The sequence below is a fragment of the Bacillus cereus group sp. BfR-BA-01311 genome (assembly GCF_022664295.1).
GTDB classification, from domain to species: domain Bacteria; phylum Bacillota; class Bacilli; order Bacillales; family Bacillaceae_G; genus Bacillus_A; species Bacillus_A cereus.
Window position 1 is genome coordinate 43,409 of record NZ_JAKUHC010000001.1, and the last position, 15,480, is coordinate 58,888.

The window sequence follows — 15,480 nt, forward strand, 5'->3', positions numbered from 1 at the left end:
AAGTACTGCTTAATGAGAGAATTGTGGTACAATACAAAAGTTAGAGTTCAGCACTATCCTGCCATTTGTAGGCGATAAGACTAAAACCTCAAGATTTAGGAGAAGTAAATAGGGAGTCAGTTAGCCTGTAAATGCTCGAATGGTTCAACTAATAAGGAGTAGGAGAGAAGTCTCCAACTAATTATAGTTTCACTTTATGTAGATGTAGGAGGATTTTTGTATGTCCGATTCGAAATTTCTGCGCGGAACGCTTATTGTTACGCTAGGGACATTTTTAGTAAAGTTCTTAGGCATGATTTACGTCTTTCCGTTTCATGCATTAGTAGGAACAGAAGGCGGAACGCTCTATACATATGGATACATTCCATATACGATCTTTTTAAGTATCGCAACGGCAGGTGTGCCACTTGCTGTTTCAAAATTTGTTTCCAAATATAATGCGCTTGGCGATTATAAAACGAGCCGGAGAATGTTCCGCTCGGGAATGGTTATGATGATAGTAACAGGAGTTCTTTCGTTCCTAGTACTGTACATGACGGCGCCATTGTTTGCAGAAGCGATGCTTGGTAAACAAAGTATACACAATAATGTAGGAGAAGTTACGACGATCATTCGTCTTGTAAGCTTCGCGCTTATTGTTGTACCAGCAGCGAGTTTAATTCGTGGTTATTTCCAAGGTCACCAGTCTATGGGACCAACTACCGTTTCACAAATTATTGAACAAATTATTCGTATCGTCTTTTTATTAGCAGGTAGTTTTATCGTTATTAAAGTACTTGGCGGTACAGTTGCAACAGCAGTTGGAGTAGCGACATTTGCTGCGTTCGTTTCAGCGGTTGGAGCACTCGGTGTGTTAATTTGGTACTGGCTAAAACGTAAAAAATATTTGGATCAATATTTAATTGAACAAACTGTACCAGAATCAACAGTAAGCACCGTTCAATTGTTTAAAGAGTTATTTGCATATGCGATTCCTTACGTTGTAATTGGGTTAACAATTCCTTTATATCAACAAATTGATACATTGACATTTAACTCAATTATGCAGGCGATTGGTCAAGGTGATATCGCAGAGCGAGCTCTCGGTATTTTCACAATGTGGACGCATAAGTTAATTATGATTCCTGTATCACTTGCAACAGCGTTTAGTTTAACGCTTGTACCAGCAATCACAAAATCATTTACTGAAAAACAATACCGCTATTTGAAATTACAAATTACACAAACATTCCAGGCAAATATGTTTTTAACATTGCCAGCAGTTGTCGGTATTTCTTCACTTGCATATCCAATTTATACTGCGTTTTACGATTCAGATCCACTAGGTGGACAAGTATTAATGTGGTATGCACCAGTTGCGTTGTTATTCGCTTTATTTACAGTAACAGCAGCAATCCTGCAAGGTATTAACCAGCAGAAGCATGCGATTATTGCGCTTATAATGGGCGTTATTTTGAAATTTGTATGTAACGTAATCTTTATTCGTTATTTCGGTACAGTAGGAGCAATTCTAGCGACAGCAGTTGGTTTCTTAGCTTCTGTTTGGTACACAAATCAACAAATTAAAAAATACGCACACTATTCATTCGGTGTTGTATATAAAAGAACATTCCAAATTGCAGTACTGACACTTATAATGGTCGTTGCTGTAAAACTATCACAATGGATTCTATCCTTCATGATTTCGCCTGATGGCCGTATTGGTGCTCTTATAACAGTTGCGATTTGTGCAGGTATTGGCGGTCTTGTTTACGGATTGTTAGCAATTCGCACAGGAGTACTTGAAAGAGTATTTGGTGGAGAAGCATTAGATAAAATTCAACGTAAACTTGGTAGTAGATTTAAAATAAAGTTGAAATCAAGAGGGGCGTAATTACGTCCCCTTTTCTATGATAAATAAAGAAGGTGAAAAACGTGAGATTAGATAAATTATTAGCAAATATGGGATATGGAAGTAGAAAAGAAGTAAAGAAATTATTGAAAGATGGCGTTGTGAAAATTGATGGAACGCCAGTAAAAGATGCGAAAGTTCATGTAAATGTAGAAGAGCAAGAAGTTATGATTCACGGTGAAGTTGTGGAATACAAAGAATTTGTTTACTTAATGATGCATAAACCACAAGGTGTTATTTCAGCGACGGAAGATGATAATCATGAAACAGTAATAGATTTATTAGAATTAGAAGATGCAATCTTTGATCCGTTCCCAGTTGGACGACTTGATATCGATACGGAAGGCTTCTTATTGATAACAAATGATGGGAAGTTATCACATCAATTATTATCTCCGAAAAAGCATGTGCCGAAAAAATATTATGCACACGTTGCAGGAGTAGTAACAGAAGAGGATGTAAAAGAATTTGCTAAAGGTGTTATTTTAGACGATGGCTATGAAACAAAGCCAGGTGCACTTACAATATTGAAAAGCGATGATATTTCTGAAATTGAGCTTGTGATTACGGAAGGGAAATTCCATCAAGTGAAGCGTATGTTTGAAGCGGTAGGAAAAAAAGTAGTCTACCTAAAGAGAACAGAGATGGGTCCGTTAGTATTAGATGAAGAACTAGAACTTGGACAATACCGAGAGCTAACAGATGAAGAAGTAGAAATGTTAAAAACATATCAAGTAGATACTGAAAAGTAGTACCTTTATAGGCGCAGAAAAGACCCCTTTCTAATTATTAGAAAGGGGTATGTATTTATTTACCATACAATTATTTTTCGTTATGAGGTCATTCTCACTTTCTTTCCTGTTGTTGTCCACTTACCGCGGCAAGGGCTATACACGAGTTCATTAAACTGCAACACATTTAGATCACGTTGTATCGTTCGCGGTGTGATCCCGAACTCATCTACAAGGTCTTTCGTCGTTACCGTTCCGTTTTCATTGATGTACATATAAATTGATTTAATGCGTGTTAGCATACGAGTAGTTGTAGGTTTCAAGAGAAAACCACTCCTCTACTAGTTTTTTTGACCCCATTCAGGAAAGAAGGTCGTTACTACCATTGTACTCTACATGATAAAATTCATGCTTTAATCTACTTAAATTTTACAGAAATTTAACAAATATTCATATAGAAAAATATTGGTAGTTGACATTGTATATATGGTCAGTCAACTAACACATAAAATTCTACGTAAAACGCCAAATTCCTGCAAATTTTTTTGAAAAAACAAAAGAAAAACTAATAAGAAATATCTGAAATATTACAATTGTTCGGTATTTAGTTTTCGTGTATGGCATAAGAGATTTCTGTTTGTTATGATGAAAGAAACAATATAGTGAAGGATGGATGCGTGATGTCAGCGATTAATTGGACAGAAGAAGTTGCAAAACGAAAAGATGATTTAATTCGTGATACACAACAATTTTTACAAATTAAAAGTGTATGGGAAGAAGAATCTGCGAAAGAGGGCGCACCATTCGGTGAAGGTGTAGAAAAAGCTCTATCTTTCATGTTACATAAAGGAGAAGCTGAAGGTTTTGCTTCTAAAAATTTAGAAGGATATGCAGGTCATCTTGAAATGGGACAAGGAGAAGAATTAGTAGGTATTCTTTGTCACGTTGACGTTGTACCAGAAGGAGATGGCTGGACGACTCCCGCATATAGTGCGGATATTCGCGATGGAAAGATTTTTGCACGTGGTGCAATTGACGATAAAGGCCCAACGATGGCAGCATATTATGCAATGAAAATTTTGAAAGAATTAGGCTTACCTCTTTCAAAACGTGTTCGTATGATTATAGGAACAGATGAGGAAAGCAATTGGAAATGTGTAGATCACTACTTTAAAAATGAAGAAATGCCAACAATTGGTTTTGCACCGGATGCAGACTTTCCAATTATTAATGCAGAAAAAGGAATTTCTGATATACAAGTTGTGCAAAATGGTAGTGAAGAGAAAAAAGGTACATATGAACTTGTTTCATTTGATTCAGGGCGCCGTTTAAATATGGTTCCTGATTTTGCAGAAGCAGTTATCACAGGAGAAGATGTAAATGCACTTACAGTAGCATATGAAGAGTATTTACAAACTGCTAAAAAAATAGGGAAATCGACTATAGAAGGAAATACAGTGACGTTGCAAATAGAAGGAATTTCAGCGCACGGATCTACTCCTGAAAAAGGAGAAAATGCAGGTTTATTATTAGCAAACTTCTTAACTACAGTTTCACTTGATGGAAAAGCAACTGCATTTGCGACATTTGCAACAGAAACATTTACTGGTGATATTTTTGGTGAAAAAGCTACTATTGCTTACAAAGATGAAATTAGCGGTCCGTTAACAGTGAATGTCGGTCGCATTTCTTATACGAAAGAAAACGGTGGTAACTTAGGGCTAAACGTACGTTACCCAGTTACAACTAACTTTGAAGAAACAATTGTGAAGTTGAAAGAATATGTTGGTACGCATGGTTTTGAAGTGGCTGACTATTCTAATTCTCGCCCACATCACGTCGATAAAGATCACGTATTAATCCGTACGTTACAACGTGTGTATGAAGAACAAACAGGTGAAAAAGCAGAACTATTAGCAATCGGCGGCGGTACTTATGCTCGTTCATTAAAAGCTGGTGTGGCATTTGGCCCGCTATTCCCTGGAAAAGAAGAACTTGCGCATCAAAAAGATGAGTATATCGAAATTGAAGACTTATTGAAAGCAACAGCAATTTACGCGCAAGCAATTCATGAATTAGCGAAGTAATGGATATATAAATAATGTCCGCTCTCTATTTTGGAGAGCGGCTTCTTTTTACCTGAATGAGATAAGAAAGAAAAGCAACAATAGAAAAGAAGGAGAAGATGTACATGGAACTGCATTATTTTGTCGCAATTACGTTACCGAATCATATAAAAGAAATGCTGTCTAACTATAAAGAGGATATGCAAGAGGAATTACAATTTCGTTCATGGGTACATAAAGAAGACTATCATATTACCCTTTCATTTTTAGGGAGTGCAACGGGGGAACAATTAGAGGGAATAAAGAATGGATTAAAAACAATTGCAGAAACAAAAGAACTATCGTTCACATTACAAGGTTTTTCAACGTTTGGTAGGGAAGATCAGCCTCGTATTTTTTGGGCGAAGGTAAGTGAGAATCACGATTTGTTTCAGTTGCAAAAGCAAATACATGCCATTTGTGAAGAAAATGGATTTTCTCTAGAAACACGCCCATATCACCCGCATATTACCGTTGCTCGTAAATGGATAGGAGAAGAAAAGTTTCGTTTAGAAAGTATAAAAGAAGTGCCTGAAATATCATTTCAAGCAGATACAATTACTTTATACGAATCCCACGTGAAAGAAACCCCGAAGTATAAATCGATTGCTGAAATAAAATTACAAAAATAGAATGTTGAAAACGTTTTTTATGCAGGTGAATATACTATAGAGAAGAATGGAGTTACTGTATAGAGTCTTGTTGATAAGAAAAGCCTTATCATTTGCAGCTCATTTTATCTCGCCTAATTGGTGAAGGCTAATAATAAGTGAGGATGGAGAAATTTTCTCGCTCATTAAAGTTTCACTTTATTTTAACTTTGAGAATGATGGTGATTTTTTTATGTTGAAAGTAAAACGTCCATTTGATGCCTATTTAGATGAAATGAATAAAATTACAATTTTGCTCCCACATGCGTATGGAACAAGTCGGACATTTCGTTTGCAAGAAGGAAGTAATGTGAAAGATTTACCGATTGCTCATACTATTGCGCTTCCAGATGCAACGAAGTATGAGTGCTTTATAGAAGAGCCGCTAGATGTGGGGAAGTATTATACAGTACGAGATGAACGGAATGAAGAAACTGATTTACAAATAGGTGCTGTTATTCGAACAAAAAGTTTCGATGAAAAGTATTATTACGAAGGTACAGATTTAGGTGCTGTTTATCAAAAAGAAGAAACGACATTTAAAGTATGGGCCCCAACTGCAAGGCTTGCGAAAGTAAGAATTTATAAGAGCGATAAAGAATATACCGATCATGAAATGTACAGGGGAGAAAACGGAGTTTGGATTCAAACATTACAAGGTGATTTAGACGGAGCACGCTATACATTTCTTGTTTGTATTAATTTAATATGGAACGAAGCTGTGGATCCTTATGCAAAGTCGGTGACGGTAAATGGAAAACATGGTGTTGTTATCAATTTAGAAAAAACGAATGTAACAAGACGAGAGGGATTACCAATATTACAATCAATGACAGATGCCATATTGTATGAACTGCATATTCGTGATGCGACTATACATCCAAATAGTGGAGTAATTCAAAAGGGAACATATAAAGGATTGATGGAAGAGGGAACAACAGGACGGAATGGGACATTAACAGGGTTGTCTCATATAAAAGATTTAGGTGTTACACATGTTGAACTATTACCTTTATATTGTTTCGGTGGTGTAGATGAGGCGAATCCTTCGTCCGCCTATAATTGGGGATATAATCCATTATATTACAATGCACCAACAGGATATTATGCTACAAACCCCTCTGATCCGTATAACAGGATAGTTGAGTGCAAACAACTAATTGAAACATTTCATGAACAAGGTATTAGGGTGATTATAGATGTTGTCTATAATCATGTTTATGAAAGAGAGCTATCATCATTTGAAAAGCTTGTTCCAGGATACTATTTTCGTCATGGTGAAGATGGTATGCCTTCTAATGGGACGGGAGTCGGAAATGATATAGCGTCTGAACGGAAAATGATGAGGAAATTCATTGTAGAGTCTATTTTATATTGGCTTACTGAATACAATGTCGATGGATTCCGATTCGACTTAATGGGAATTTTAGATGTTGATACAATGAATATGATAGAAAAAGAAGTGCGAAACATAAAACGAGATGCTTTGTTATTAGGAGAAGGATGGGATTTACAAACACCGCTTCCTGCCAAAGAAAAAGCAACGTTAAATAATGCGAAGGAAATGCCACATATCGCGCAGTTTAATGATCAATTTCGTGATGGGATAAAAGGGAGTACATTTCATATAAATAAGCGAGGTTTTGCATTTGGTGGGCATGTAGACTGTAATCATTTGCAGTATATTGCAGCAGGAAGTCTTTTAAGTATGAAAGAAACAGGGCTGTTTCTAGAGCCAGCGCAAAGCATTAACTATGTAGAATGTCATGATAATATGACGATGTGGGATAAACTAGTGCGCAGTAATGAAGAATCAGAAACGATTTTGAAAAAACGTCACCTGTTAGCGAGCGCAATGGTTATTCTTTCACAAGGCATCCCTTTCTTACACGCAGGGCAAGAGTTTTATCGTACGAAGAAAGGAAATGAAAATAGTTATAATGCAAATGATGAGATCAATCAATTAGATTGGGATCAAAAAGAGAAAGAGATAGAGACCGTTAACTATATAAAAGGTTTAATTGCGATTCGTAAAGAGCATGGGGCATTCCGTTTACAAAGCGCAGACCTTATAAAAAAACATATGACTTTTTTACAAACATCTACAGAAGTACTTGCATATCACCTAGAGCATGCAGAAACGTTTGGGCCATGGAAAGAGATTATCGTCTTATTTAATAGCGGTTTAGAAGCTAAAACTGTGCAACTTCCGAAAGAAGCAACGTGGCATGTGTTAGTAAACGAAAACGAAGCGAAAATAGAGCCAATTTCTTCATTTAGAGGAAAGGAACTTAAGCTCGCTCCAATTAGCACGTATATATTGACGATAATGTGACAAATCGCTACTTGACGATGAGAATGTAATAAATGTAGAATTGACAAAGGTGACGATTTTGATAAGTTGTCATTCTATGACAGGTTTTGTAAAATAAAATAGAGGATTTTTGGCTTAGGCTAATTTTTCTTTTCATTTACAGTAAAATATATGAATCCACAACATGTGTAGAAATGTTGCGGTTTTTCTTTTCATAACTATAAAAGATAAGGATTTGTTAACGGGTAATGAATATGGAATGGTTGGAACAATTATTAGGAAAAGAGTGGAGTCTTGTACCGGCTGGTGGAGTAACGGGCGATGCATATATTGCGCAAAACGGACAACAGAAGTTATTTTTAAAGCGGAATACATCGCCCTTTTTAGCGGTATTGTCAGCAGAAGGAATTGTTCCAAAATTACTTTGGACAAGAAGGGTAACGAATGGTGATGTAATTTCTGCTCAAAAATGGCTTCCGGGACAGAAGCTAGAGCCAGAGGATATGAAACTAGAACGTGTTGCGAAACTTTTGAAGAAAATACACTCCTCTAAAGCGCTTGTACAGATGATTCAAAGACTTGGGAAGCAGCCGCTTCACGCACAAGAGTTATTACAACAACTGCAACTCGTTTTAAGAGGAGATATAAGGGATGATGAAACAATTCAGCAAGGCCTTCAATATTTAATGGATTCATTAAAAGCTATTGAATACAATGAATTCGTTGTATGCCATTGTGATGTAAATCATAACAACTGGCTATTGTCGGATGAAGATGAATTGTTTTTAATTGATTGGGATGGAGCTGTAATTGCTGACCCAGCTCTAGACCTCGGTATGTTATTATATTGGTACATTCCGCGCCAGGAATGGAGTGAGTGGCTCGGTTACTATGATATTGAAATGGATGAATCGCTGCTTAGGCGTATGAGATGGTATGTGATAGCACAAACGATTTTGTCTATTCAATGGCATACAACAAAAAAACAGCAAGCAGAAGCTGAATATTGGCATCAATATTTACAGCAACTACTTGCTTCAGAATAATACTTAAGAAAAATTGTCCATTCCAGCAATCCACTGAGTAAGTTGTTCTTGATTATTGGAAATATGGTTGTCCAAATTAGAGGAAGATTTACCCGATTGACTATAAGAATATACATCGTTTAGCATTGTTTTAGCGTCACTACTTATATTATCGTTTGCGAGTAACGATTGAATGAGGCGCTCTAATTGCTCGCATTCTGAAACTGTCCCGCAGCAATCACTTTGGTGGTTGACTAAAATATCTTTCAGCACTTCTAATTGATGTTGTTGATTAATTGGCATGAACGGATCATCCTTTCGATTGTTTTTCTCTTCAAATGTAAGAGAAAAAGCTGTTTCGTCATGGAATGTTTAATGCTGTATGTAGTTTTTATCAAAATGGTACATCTTATACTTGAAAGAAACGGACCGAGTGCTCGTACGTACTTGGTTTTTTGTTTGGTAGATTGATTAAAAAAGAAAGAAGGAATTATTCCTTTAAAATAGCTATGTAAAGAGAGGGAAACATCTATGCGTTTAAGACATAAACCGTATGCAATGGATCGAATTAATGAATATTCACATATCGTAATCGGAAACCCAGAGGAGCGCGCTGGTAGCTGGAAAGAAGTATTTGGAAACGAACAACCAATTCACATTGAAGTAGGTACAGGTCGTGGCCGCTTCATGTATGATATGGCGAAAGCGAATCCACATATTAATTATATTGGAATTGAAAAATTCACAAGTGTTGTTGTAGATGCACTTGATAAATTAATTGAAGAAGAATTACCAAACTTAAAGTTAATTAATAAAGATGCTGAAGATTTAACAGTTTTCTTTGCGAAAGGTGAAATTGATCGCGTTTATTTAAACTTCTCAGATCCATGGCCAAAGAAACGTCATACGAAGCGTCGTTTAACGTATAAAACATTTTTACGTAATTACGAAGAAGTGTTAGTAGAAGGCGGAGAAATTCATTTCAAAACAGATAACCAAGGTTTATTTGAATATTCTCTTATGAGTATGGCTGAGTATGGTATGTTACTAACGTACTTAAGCTTAGATCTTCATAACAGCGACTTTGAAGGTAACATCATGACTGAATACGAAGAGAAATTCTCTAGTAAAGGTCATCGTATTTACCGAGTTGAAGCAAAATATCGTACAGAGCCTATGCAGTAATGCGTAGGTTTTTTTACACCTAAAATAATCAGAATTTTATGTTAAGATTAATTAAAAAGGGGGATGTGTAATGGAACAGTTACAAATTGGAGATATAAAAGTAACGTGGTTAAAAGGAGGGAATACACATTTAGATGGAGGAGCAATGTTTGGAGTCGTGCCGAAAGTACTTTGGTCACGTAAATATAAACATAATGATACAAATCATATTTATTTACGAACAGATCCGTTACTTTTGCAAACGAAAGACGGCAACATGCTCATTGATTCAGGTATAGGAAATGGTAAATTGAATGAAAAGATGAAGCGGAATCAAGGTGTAACGGAAGAGTCGTCAGTTGAGAATTCTTTAGAAAAGCTGGGACTAAAGCCTGAAGATATTCATTACGTTTTAATGACGCATCTTCATTTTGATCATGCATCTGGTTTAACGAAATGGGAAGGTGATCAACTTGTACCAACTTTTCCAAATGCGAAAGTTTACGTAAGTGAAACAGAGTGGAATGAAATGAGAAGTCCAAATATTAGATCCCGTAATACATATTGGAAGGAAAATTGGGAGCCGATTGTAGATCAAGTTGTTACGTTTCAGCAAGAAATAGAAATTACAGCTGAAATAAAAATGGCGCATACAGGCGGTCATAGTGATGGACATGCAGTTATTGCTTTAGAAAGCCAAGGAGAAACGATGCTTCATTTAGCAGACCTATTGCCGACGCACGCCCATCAAAATGTATTATGGGTAATGGCATACGATGATTATCCGATGACATCGATTGAAAATAAGCAAAAGTGGATGAAGTATGGAGCTGAAAAAGGAGCATGGTTTACTTTTTATCATGACGCATATTACCGGGCGGTAAAGTGGAATGAGGAAGGTCACATTGTAGAAAAGATAGAGAGAAAAACGAGTATAGAAGCATAAAAAGAGGCGGTTGTTCCAGAATATTTGTTGGAGCGACCTCTTTTTTATTGTTGGTCTTTTTCGGTAAGTCGATACAGTGGGGAAATTGCCGATAAAATTGAGGAATCACTGATATAAATCGAATTGCGCCGATATATTCGAAAAATCGCCGATATAAATTTAATCACTATCCACAATTAAAAAATAAGAGGTTCACCTAATGGGAACCCTCCGTTTTATGCTGCTATAACCTCTAAAACAGTACCTGTTTTAGCATCAACTAAAAATTCAAATCGTTCTTGTATATCATTTAACATCGTTGTAAGACCGCCGCGATAAACTTCATATGCGACATCATATTTTTCAAATGTCTCTGGAACCATATGTACCCAAGAGCCAGTAATTTCACCTTTATGACTTAATGCTTGTTTCACCATTTTCAATGCTTTTTCTGAAGAAATATGGGATTGTTCTTGTACTTTGTTTGCAACGAGATAACCAGCTGCGAACCCAACGCCAAGACCTGCTACTAAACCTTTCCAGCTCATATATTCACCTCAATTCTATAAAATAAAAATAGTGTACCGATAATAATTATAAAGCAAATACAGCTAAAAAAGAAGAAACTAGAAACATTTCGAAAATTTCGTTACAATAAAAGAGGTATTCTACTAAGGTTTGAAAGAAGGGGACTTCGTGAATAAAGAGACATTACAATTATTTCGTACGTTAACAGAATTACAAGGTGCATCAGGTTTTGAACATGATGTACGCCGTTTTATGAAACAAGAATTAAGCAAATATGCAGATGAAATTGTACAAGACGGTTTAGGTAGCGTATTTGGTCTGAAAAAAGGGGACGAAACTGGCCCACGTGTTCTTGTAGCAGGTCATATGGATGAAGTAGGTTTCATGGTTACGCAAATTACGAAAAACGGAATGCTTCGTTTTCAAACGTTAGGCGGCTGGTGGAGCCAAGTTTTATTAGCACAGCGTGTACAAGTTATGACGAAGAATGGTCCTGTTATTGGGGTTGTTGGTTCTATTCCTCCTCATTTATTAAGTGACGCGCAACGTGCAAAACCGATGGATATAAAAAATATGTTAATTGATATAGGTGCAGATAGTTATGAAGATGCGATTGAAATTGGTGTAAAACCAGGACAACAAATCGTGCCGATCTGCCCGTTTACACCGATGGCAAATGAGAAGAAAATTATGGCGAAAGCTTGGGACAACCGTTACGGATGTGGTCTTGCAATCGAATTGTTAAAAGAATTAAAAGACGAAACATTACCAAATACATTATATTCTGGTGCTACTGTACAAGAAGAAGTAGGTCTTCGCGGAGCGCAAACCGCTGCAAATATGATTCAACCAGACATTTTCTATGCGCTTGATGCAAGTCCAGCAAACGATGCATCTGGTGACAAAACACAGTTCGGTCAATTAGGAAAAGGTGCTCTTCTTCGTATTTACGATCGCACGATGGTAACACATAGAGGAATACGCGAATTCATTTTAGATACAGCAGAAACAAACAACATTCCGTACCAATACTTTATTTCACAAGGTGGTACAGATGCGGGCCGTGTACATACAAGTAACTCTGGTATCCCATCAGCAGTAATTGGTGTTTGTGCGCGCTACGTTCATACACATGCTTCAATTTTACATGTTGATGATTATGCAGCGGCGAAAGAATTAATTACGAAGCTTGTAAGAACAACAGATAAAACGACGTTAGAGACAATTAAGAATAACGCGTAGAGAAGAAGGGCTGAAGAGCCTTTCTTTTTTTAGCTTGAATAGATGATCCATCCATGAGTGGGAGCGGTCAGTGCCTAATTGGTGCTCGAATGGTGTATTAAGACCCTAGATAGGAAAAGAGAGGAAGGCTGTTTTTGTTTTTGAAGACGGTAATATTGTTAGAAAACCCTTCTTTTTTAGCTTGAATAGATGACCCATCCATGAGTGGGAATGGTCAGTGCTTAATTGGTGTTCGAATGATGTATGAAGACCCCAAGTAGGAAGTGAGAGGAAGGCTGTTTTTGTTTTTGAGGACGGTAATGTTGCTAGAAAAACCCTTCTTTTTTAGGCTGAATAGATGACTTGGTGATATGTGGTAGTGGTTGATGCTTAATTCGTATCTGATAGGGATATTAGAATAGAATGATGAATTTTTATAGAGGTGAACGAAATGAAAGTAGTAGTAGGATCAAAGAATAAAACGAAGGTTGGCGCTGTGGAGAAGGTTTGGAAAGATGCTGAAATTACATCTCTTTCTGTTCCGTCAGGAGTATCAGCTCAGCCTTTCTCAGATGAAGAGACGATGCAAGGAGCGATTAATAGAGCGAAGCGAGCGCTAGAGGAAGGAGAAGCTCCAATTGGTATTGGGCTAGAAGGCGGCGTAATGAAAACGGAGCACGGTTTATTTATGTGTAACTGGGGCGCGCTAGCAACAATGGATGGGAAAGTATTTGTGGCCGGAGGAGCGCGTATTACGTTACCAGACGATTTTTTAGCACCTCTTGAAGATGGTAAGGAATTAAGCGAAGTGATGGAAGAGTTTGTGCAGCGAAAAGATATTCGTAGTCACGAAGGTGCTATCGGTATTTTTACAGATGATTATGTCGACCGCACGGAATTATTTGTACACGTTGTTAAGTTGTTAGTTGGGCAATATAAGTATGACAAAAAGCAAGCATAAACCTTGCACCGTGCGCGATGTATGGTAGTATAAAAGAAAGATTATAACATGAAAAATGCACCCGTTAGAGGAGGAAATATAGATGAAGTCATTAGAAAGCATGGAGCAATTCCAACAGTTAAAAAATGAAGAGAATGTAGTCTTTATGTTCTCAGCAGAATGGTGCCCAGACTGCCGCTTTGTAGATCCATTTATGCCAGAAGTAGAAGAGAAATATAGTGATTTCTCATTTTACTATGTAGATCGTGATGAGTTTATTGATCTATGTGTAAAATTAGACGTATTTGGCATTCCGAGCTTTGTAGCGTACAATAAAGGTGAAGAAACTGGTCGCTATGTAAACAAAGATCGTAAAACACAAGAACAAATCGAAGAGTTCATTGAAGGTTTAAAATAAGGCAATTTGCCAATTGAATTGTAAAACAACCTCTACCTTCGCGGGGGAGGTTATTTTTTTGGAAGGGAGGAAAAAAGAGATGAAGATGACAAGTAAAAAGATGAAAGATGAGTTAATAAAGAAATTATCTCGCCCAGAATGGGACTTTCAGTATGATAGTGAGAAAGAAGTTTTACGTATTGAACAAAAAGACTCCAAAAAAGGTATTAACGTATCGCTTCCAGGAGTTGTGGCAAAATGGGAAGTGAACAAGGAAAAGGCAATTGAAGAAGTTGCTTATTACGTACAAGAAGCGCTAATTGCGATGCATAAAGAAGAAAATAGCGGAGCGAAAATTTTACCTGTTATTCGCTCTACTTCTTTCCCGAAACAAGCAGAAGAAGGAAATCCGTTTATTATGACGGATCATACGGCGGAAACACGTATTTACTACGCGCTAGATTCGAATAAAACGTATCGACTAATTGATGAGCGTCTATTACAAAAATTAGAACTTACAGAACAGCAAGTGCGTGAAATGGCATTATTCAACGCACGCTCATTAGGTTATGAATTTAAACAAGACACAGTAGCGGGTAATACATTCTACTTTTTAAACACAAATGATGGGTATGACGCGACTCGTATTTTAAACGAATCGTTACTACAATCGATGCGTGAAAAGATTTCTGGTGACATGGTTGTTGCTGTTCCTCACCAAGATGTATTAATTATTGCTGATATCGTCAACGAAATCGGTTATGATATTATTGCACAAATGACAATGAAATTTTTTGCCGAAGGGCATGTTCCGATTACATCACTTTCATTCGTATATGAAGATGGAGAATTTGAACCAATCTTTATTTTAGCGAAAAATCGGAAGAAGACAGATGGAAAAGAGAAAGGATGAACGAAGTGAACGTTTTTTACAACCTTGAAGGAATTGGTGACACTTTAATTGTTGCCTTACAAGATATTACTTTAGAGAACCGTACTTTTGATCGCAAAGGAGATGTTGCACGCGTATACGATCGTGAAAGCAATGTAACAGCAGGATTCAACATCTTTAATGCATCTTCTTACTTAGAAGTAAAAGAAATAGGCAACCTTACATTAACGAAAGAGCTTGTAGAGAAAATCAACGAAATTTTAGCGAAGAATGGCTTTGAAGAAACAGTAGAAGCAGATCTTTCTCCGAAATTTGTTGTAGGCTATGTAGCTGAAAAAGAAAAGCATCCAAATGCTGACAAGCTAAATATCTGTAAAGTAGAAATCGGTACAGAAACATTACAAATCGTATGTGGTGCACCAAACGTTGATGCAGGACAAAAAGTTGTCGTTGCAAAAATTGGTGCTGTAATGCCAAGTGGTATGTTAATTAAACCAGCAGAACTTCGCGGTGTTCCTTCTTCTGGAATGATCTGCTCTGCACGTGAATTAGAGCTTCCAGATGCTCCACAAGAAAAAGGTATCCTTGTATTAGAAGATAGCTTTGAAGTTGGACAAGAGTTTAAATTTTAATTGATATAAGAAGAGAGAGGTTGTCCTTTTGGACAGTCTCTCTTTTTGTTTTGTCATTTTTTGTT

The 15,480-nt window shown here is 36.9% G+C and carries 16 protein-coding genes; 13 read left to right on the forward strand and 3 right to left on the reverse strand.

Annotation, left to right across the window (positions count from 1 at the left end):
• Nucleotides 1-220 precede the first annotated feature (220 nt).
• Together MR136_RS00235 and MR136_RS00240 are read left to right on the forward strand one after the other, a co-directional pair.
• The gene (locus tag MR136_RS00235; RefSeq protein WP_001284028.1) at nucleotides 221-1,873 is read left to right on the forward strand and encodes a putative polysaccharide biosynthesis protein; all 1,653 of its coding nucleotides are present in this window, start codon (nucleotides 221-223) and stop codon (nucleotides 1,871-1,873) included.
• A 41-nt stretch (nucleotides 1,874-1,914) separates the two neighbouring features.
• Nucleotides 1,915-2,643, forward strand: a complete 729-nt coding sequence (locus MR136_RS00240) for a pseudouridine synthase (RefSeq protein WP_001234947.1) — start codon at nucleotides 1,915-1,917, stop codon at nucleotides 2,641-2,643.
• An 80-nt stretch (nucleotides 2,644-2,723) separates the two neighbouring features.
• Here the strand turns inward: MR136_RS00240 and MR136_RS00245 are convergent, their stop codons facing one another.
• Nucleotides 2,724-2,945, reverse strand: coding sequence for a DeoR family transcriptional regulator (locus MR136_RS00245; protein WP_000805512.1), 222 nt, complete (start codon nucleotides 2,943-2,945; stop codon nucleotides 2,724-2,726).
• A 357-nt stretch (nucleotides 2,946-3,302) separates the two neighbouring features.
• On the opposite strand from MR136_RS00245, the gene pepV reads away from it, so the two are divergent.
• The 4 genes from pepV to MR136_RS00265 all read left to right on the forward strand — a co-directional run bounded on the left by pepV (nucleotide 3,303) and on the right by MR136_RS00265 (nucleotide 8,737).
• Nucleotides 3,303-4,709 (forward strand): dipeptidase PepV, encoded by a 1,407-nt coding sequence (gene pepV, locus MR136_RS00250; RefSeq protein WP_224201035.1) that lies wholly within the window; start codon nucleotides 3,303-3,305, stop codon nucleotides 4,707-4,709.
• A 104-nt stretch (nucleotides 4,710-4,813) separates the two neighbouring features.
• Nucleotides 4,814-5,359 carry an RNA 2',3'-cyclic phosphodiesterase gene (gene thpR, locus MR136_RS00255; RefSeq protein WP_000418986.1) on the forward strand — a complete coding sequence of 182 codons (546 nt, stop codon included), beginning with the start codon at nucleotides 4,814-4,816 and terminating at the stop codon, nucleotides 5,357-5,359.
• A 211-nt stretch (nucleotides 5,360-5,570) separates the two neighbouring features.
• Complete coding sequence (pulA, locus tag MR136_RS00260; protein WP_242259212.1) at nucleotides 5,571-7,712, forward strand: type I pullulanase; 2,142 nt, start codon at nucleotides 5,571-5,573, stop codon at nucleotides 7,710-7,712.
• A gap of 227 nt (nucleotides 7,713-7,939) precedes the next feature.
• On the forward strand, nucleotides 7,940-8,737 hold the full coding sequence (locus MR136_RS00265; protein WP_001986674.1) for a phosphotransferase family protein: 798 nt from the start codon (nucleotides 7,940-7,942) through the stop codon (nucleotides 8,735-8,737).
• A gap of 3 nt (nucleotides 8,738-8,740) precedes the next feature.
• On the opposite strand, the gene MR136_RS00270 is transcribed toward MR136_RS00265, so the two are convergent.
• Nucleotides 8,741-9,019, reverse strand: coding sequence for a YtzH-like family protein (locus MR136_RS00270; protein ID WP_001122235.1), 279 nt, complete (start codon nucleotides 9,017-9,019; stop codon nucleotides 8,741-8,743).
• 228 nt (nucleotides 9,020-9,247) lie between these two features.
• Here MR136_RS00270 and trmB point away from each other — a divergent pair, with 228 nt between their 5' ends.
• Nucleotides 9,248-9,901, forward strand: coding sequence for a tRNA (guanosine(46)-N7)-methyltransferase TrmB (gene trmB, locus MR136_RS00275; protein ID WP_001239385.1), 654 nt, complete (start codon nucleotides 9,248-9,250; stop codon nucleotides 9,899-9,901).
• Nucleotides 9,902-9,971: 70 nt separating this feature from the next.
• A complete protein-coding gene (locus tag MR136_RS00280; protein WP_000436845.1) occupies nucleotides 9,972-10,826 on the forward strand; it encodes a YtnP family quorum-quenching lactonase in 855 nt (284 codons plus the stop codon).
• A 215-nt stretch (nucleotides 10,827-11,041) separates the two neighbouring features.
• Here MR136_RS00280 and MR136_RS00285 read toward each other — a convergent pair whose 3' ends face one another.
• The gene (locus MR136_RS00285) at nucleotides 11,042-11,353 is read right to left on the reverse strand and encodes a PepSY domain-containing protein (protein ID WP_000118543.1); all 312 of its coding nucleotides are present in this window, start codon (nucleotides 11,351-11,353) and stop codon (nucleotides 11,042-11,044) included.
• A gap of 148 nt (nucleotides 11,354-11,501) precedes the next feature.
• Between MR136_RS00285 and MR136_RS00290 the strand changes: the two genes are divergently transcribed.
• From MR136_RS00290 to ytpR, 5 genes are all read left to right on the forward strand, one after another.
• Nucleotides 11,502-12,575 (forward strand): M42 family metallopeptidase, encoded by a 1,074-nt coding sequence (locus MR136_RS00290; protein WP_001031514.1) that lies wholly within the window; start codon nucleotides 11,502-11,504, stop codon nucleotides 12,573-12,575.
• Nucleotides 12,576-13,005: 430 nt separating this feature from the next.
• Nucleotides 13,006-13,515 carry a DUF84 family protein gene (locus MR136_RS00295; RefSeq protein ID WP_000869940.1) on the forward strand — a complete coding sequence of 170 codons (510 nt, stop codon included), beginning with the start codon at nucleotides 13,006-13,008 and terminating at the stop codon, nucleotides 13,513-13,515.
• Between the two features lie 82 nt (nucleotides 13,516-13,597).
• Nucleotides 13,598-13,912, forward strand: coding sequence for a thioredoxin family protein (locus tag MR136_RS00300; RefSeq protein WP_000838193.1), 315 nt, complete (start codon nucleotides 13,598-13,600; stop codon nucleotides 13,910-13,912).
• 79 nt (nucleotides 13,913-13,991) lie between these two features.
• Nucleotides 13,992-14,804 carry a DUF1444 domain-containing protein gene (locus MR136_RS00305; protein WP_000784588.1) on the forward strand — a complete coding sequence of 271 codons (813 nt, stop codon included), beginning with the start codon at nucleotides 13,992-13,994 and terminating at the stop codon, nucleotides 14,802-14,804.
• Nucleotides 14,801-15,415 carry a YtpR family tRNA-binding protein gene (ytpR, locus tag MR136_RS00310; protein ID WP_242259214.1) on the forward strand — a complete coding sequence of 205 codons (615 nt, stop codon included), beginning with the start codon at nucleotides 14,801-14,803 and terminating at the stop codon, nucleotides 15,413-15,415. Before MR136_RS00305 ends, ytpR begins: the two co-directional genes overlap by 4 nt.
• The last annotated feature ends 65 nt before the right edge of the window (nucleotides 15,416-15,480 follow it).

What these genes read in the sequence shown, in the direction of transcription:
- MR136_RS00235 (WP_001284028.1), top strand. Translation starts at nt 221, where the DNA reads ATGTCCGATTCGAAATTTCTGCGCGGAACGCTTATTGTTACGCTAGGG.
- pepV (WP_224201035.1), top strand. Translation starts at nt 3,303, where the DNA reads ATGTCAGCGATTAATTGGACAGAAGAAGTTGCAAAACGAAAAGATGAT.
- thpR (WP_000418986.1), top strand. Translation starts at nt 4,814, where the DNA reads ATGGAACTGCATTATTTTGTCGCAATTACGTTACCGAATCATATAAAA.
- pulA (WP_242259212.1), top strand. Translation starts at nt 5,571, where the DNA reads ATGTTGAAAGTAAAACGTCCATTTGATGCCTATTTAGATGAAATGAAT.
- MR136_RS00265 (WP_001986674.1), top strand. Translation starts at nt 7,940, where the DNA reads ATGAATATGGAATGGTTGGAACAATTATTAGGAAAAGAGTGGAGTCTT.
- MR136_RS00270 (WP_001122235.1), bottom strand. Translation starts at nt 9,019, where the DNA reads ATGCCAATTAATCAACAACATCAATTAGAAGTGCTGAAAGATATTTTA.
- trmB (WP_001239385.1), top strand. Translation starts at nt 9,248, where the DNA reads ATGCGTTTAAGACATAAACCGTATGCAATGGATCGAATTAATGAATAT.
- MR136_RS00280 (WP_000436845.1), top strand. Translation starts at nt 9,972, where the DNA reads ATGGAACAGTTACAAATTGGAGATATAAAAGTAACGTGGTTAAAAGGA.
- MR136_RS00285 (WP_000118543.1), bottom strand. Translation starts at nt 11,353, where the DNA reads ATGAGCTGGAAAGGTTTAGTAGCAGGTCTTGGCGTTGGGTTCGCAGCT.
- MR136_RS00295 (WP_000869940.1), top strand. Translation starts at nt 13,006, where the DNA reads ATGAAAGTAGTAGTAGGATCAAAGAATAAAACGAAGGTTGGCGCTGTG.
- MR136_RS00300 (WP_000838193.1), top strand. Translation starts at nt 13,598, where the DNA reads ATGAAGTCATTAGAAAGCATGGAGCAATTCCAACAGTTAAAAAATGAA.
- MR136_RS00305 (WP_000784588.1), top strand. Translation starts at nt 13,992, where the DNA reads ATGAAGATGACAAGTAAAAAGATGAAAGATGAGTTAATAAAGAAATTA.
- ytpR (WP_242259214.1), top strand. Translation starts at nt 14,801, where the DNA reads ATGAACGAAGTGAACGTTTTTTACAACCTTGAAGGAATTGGTGACACT.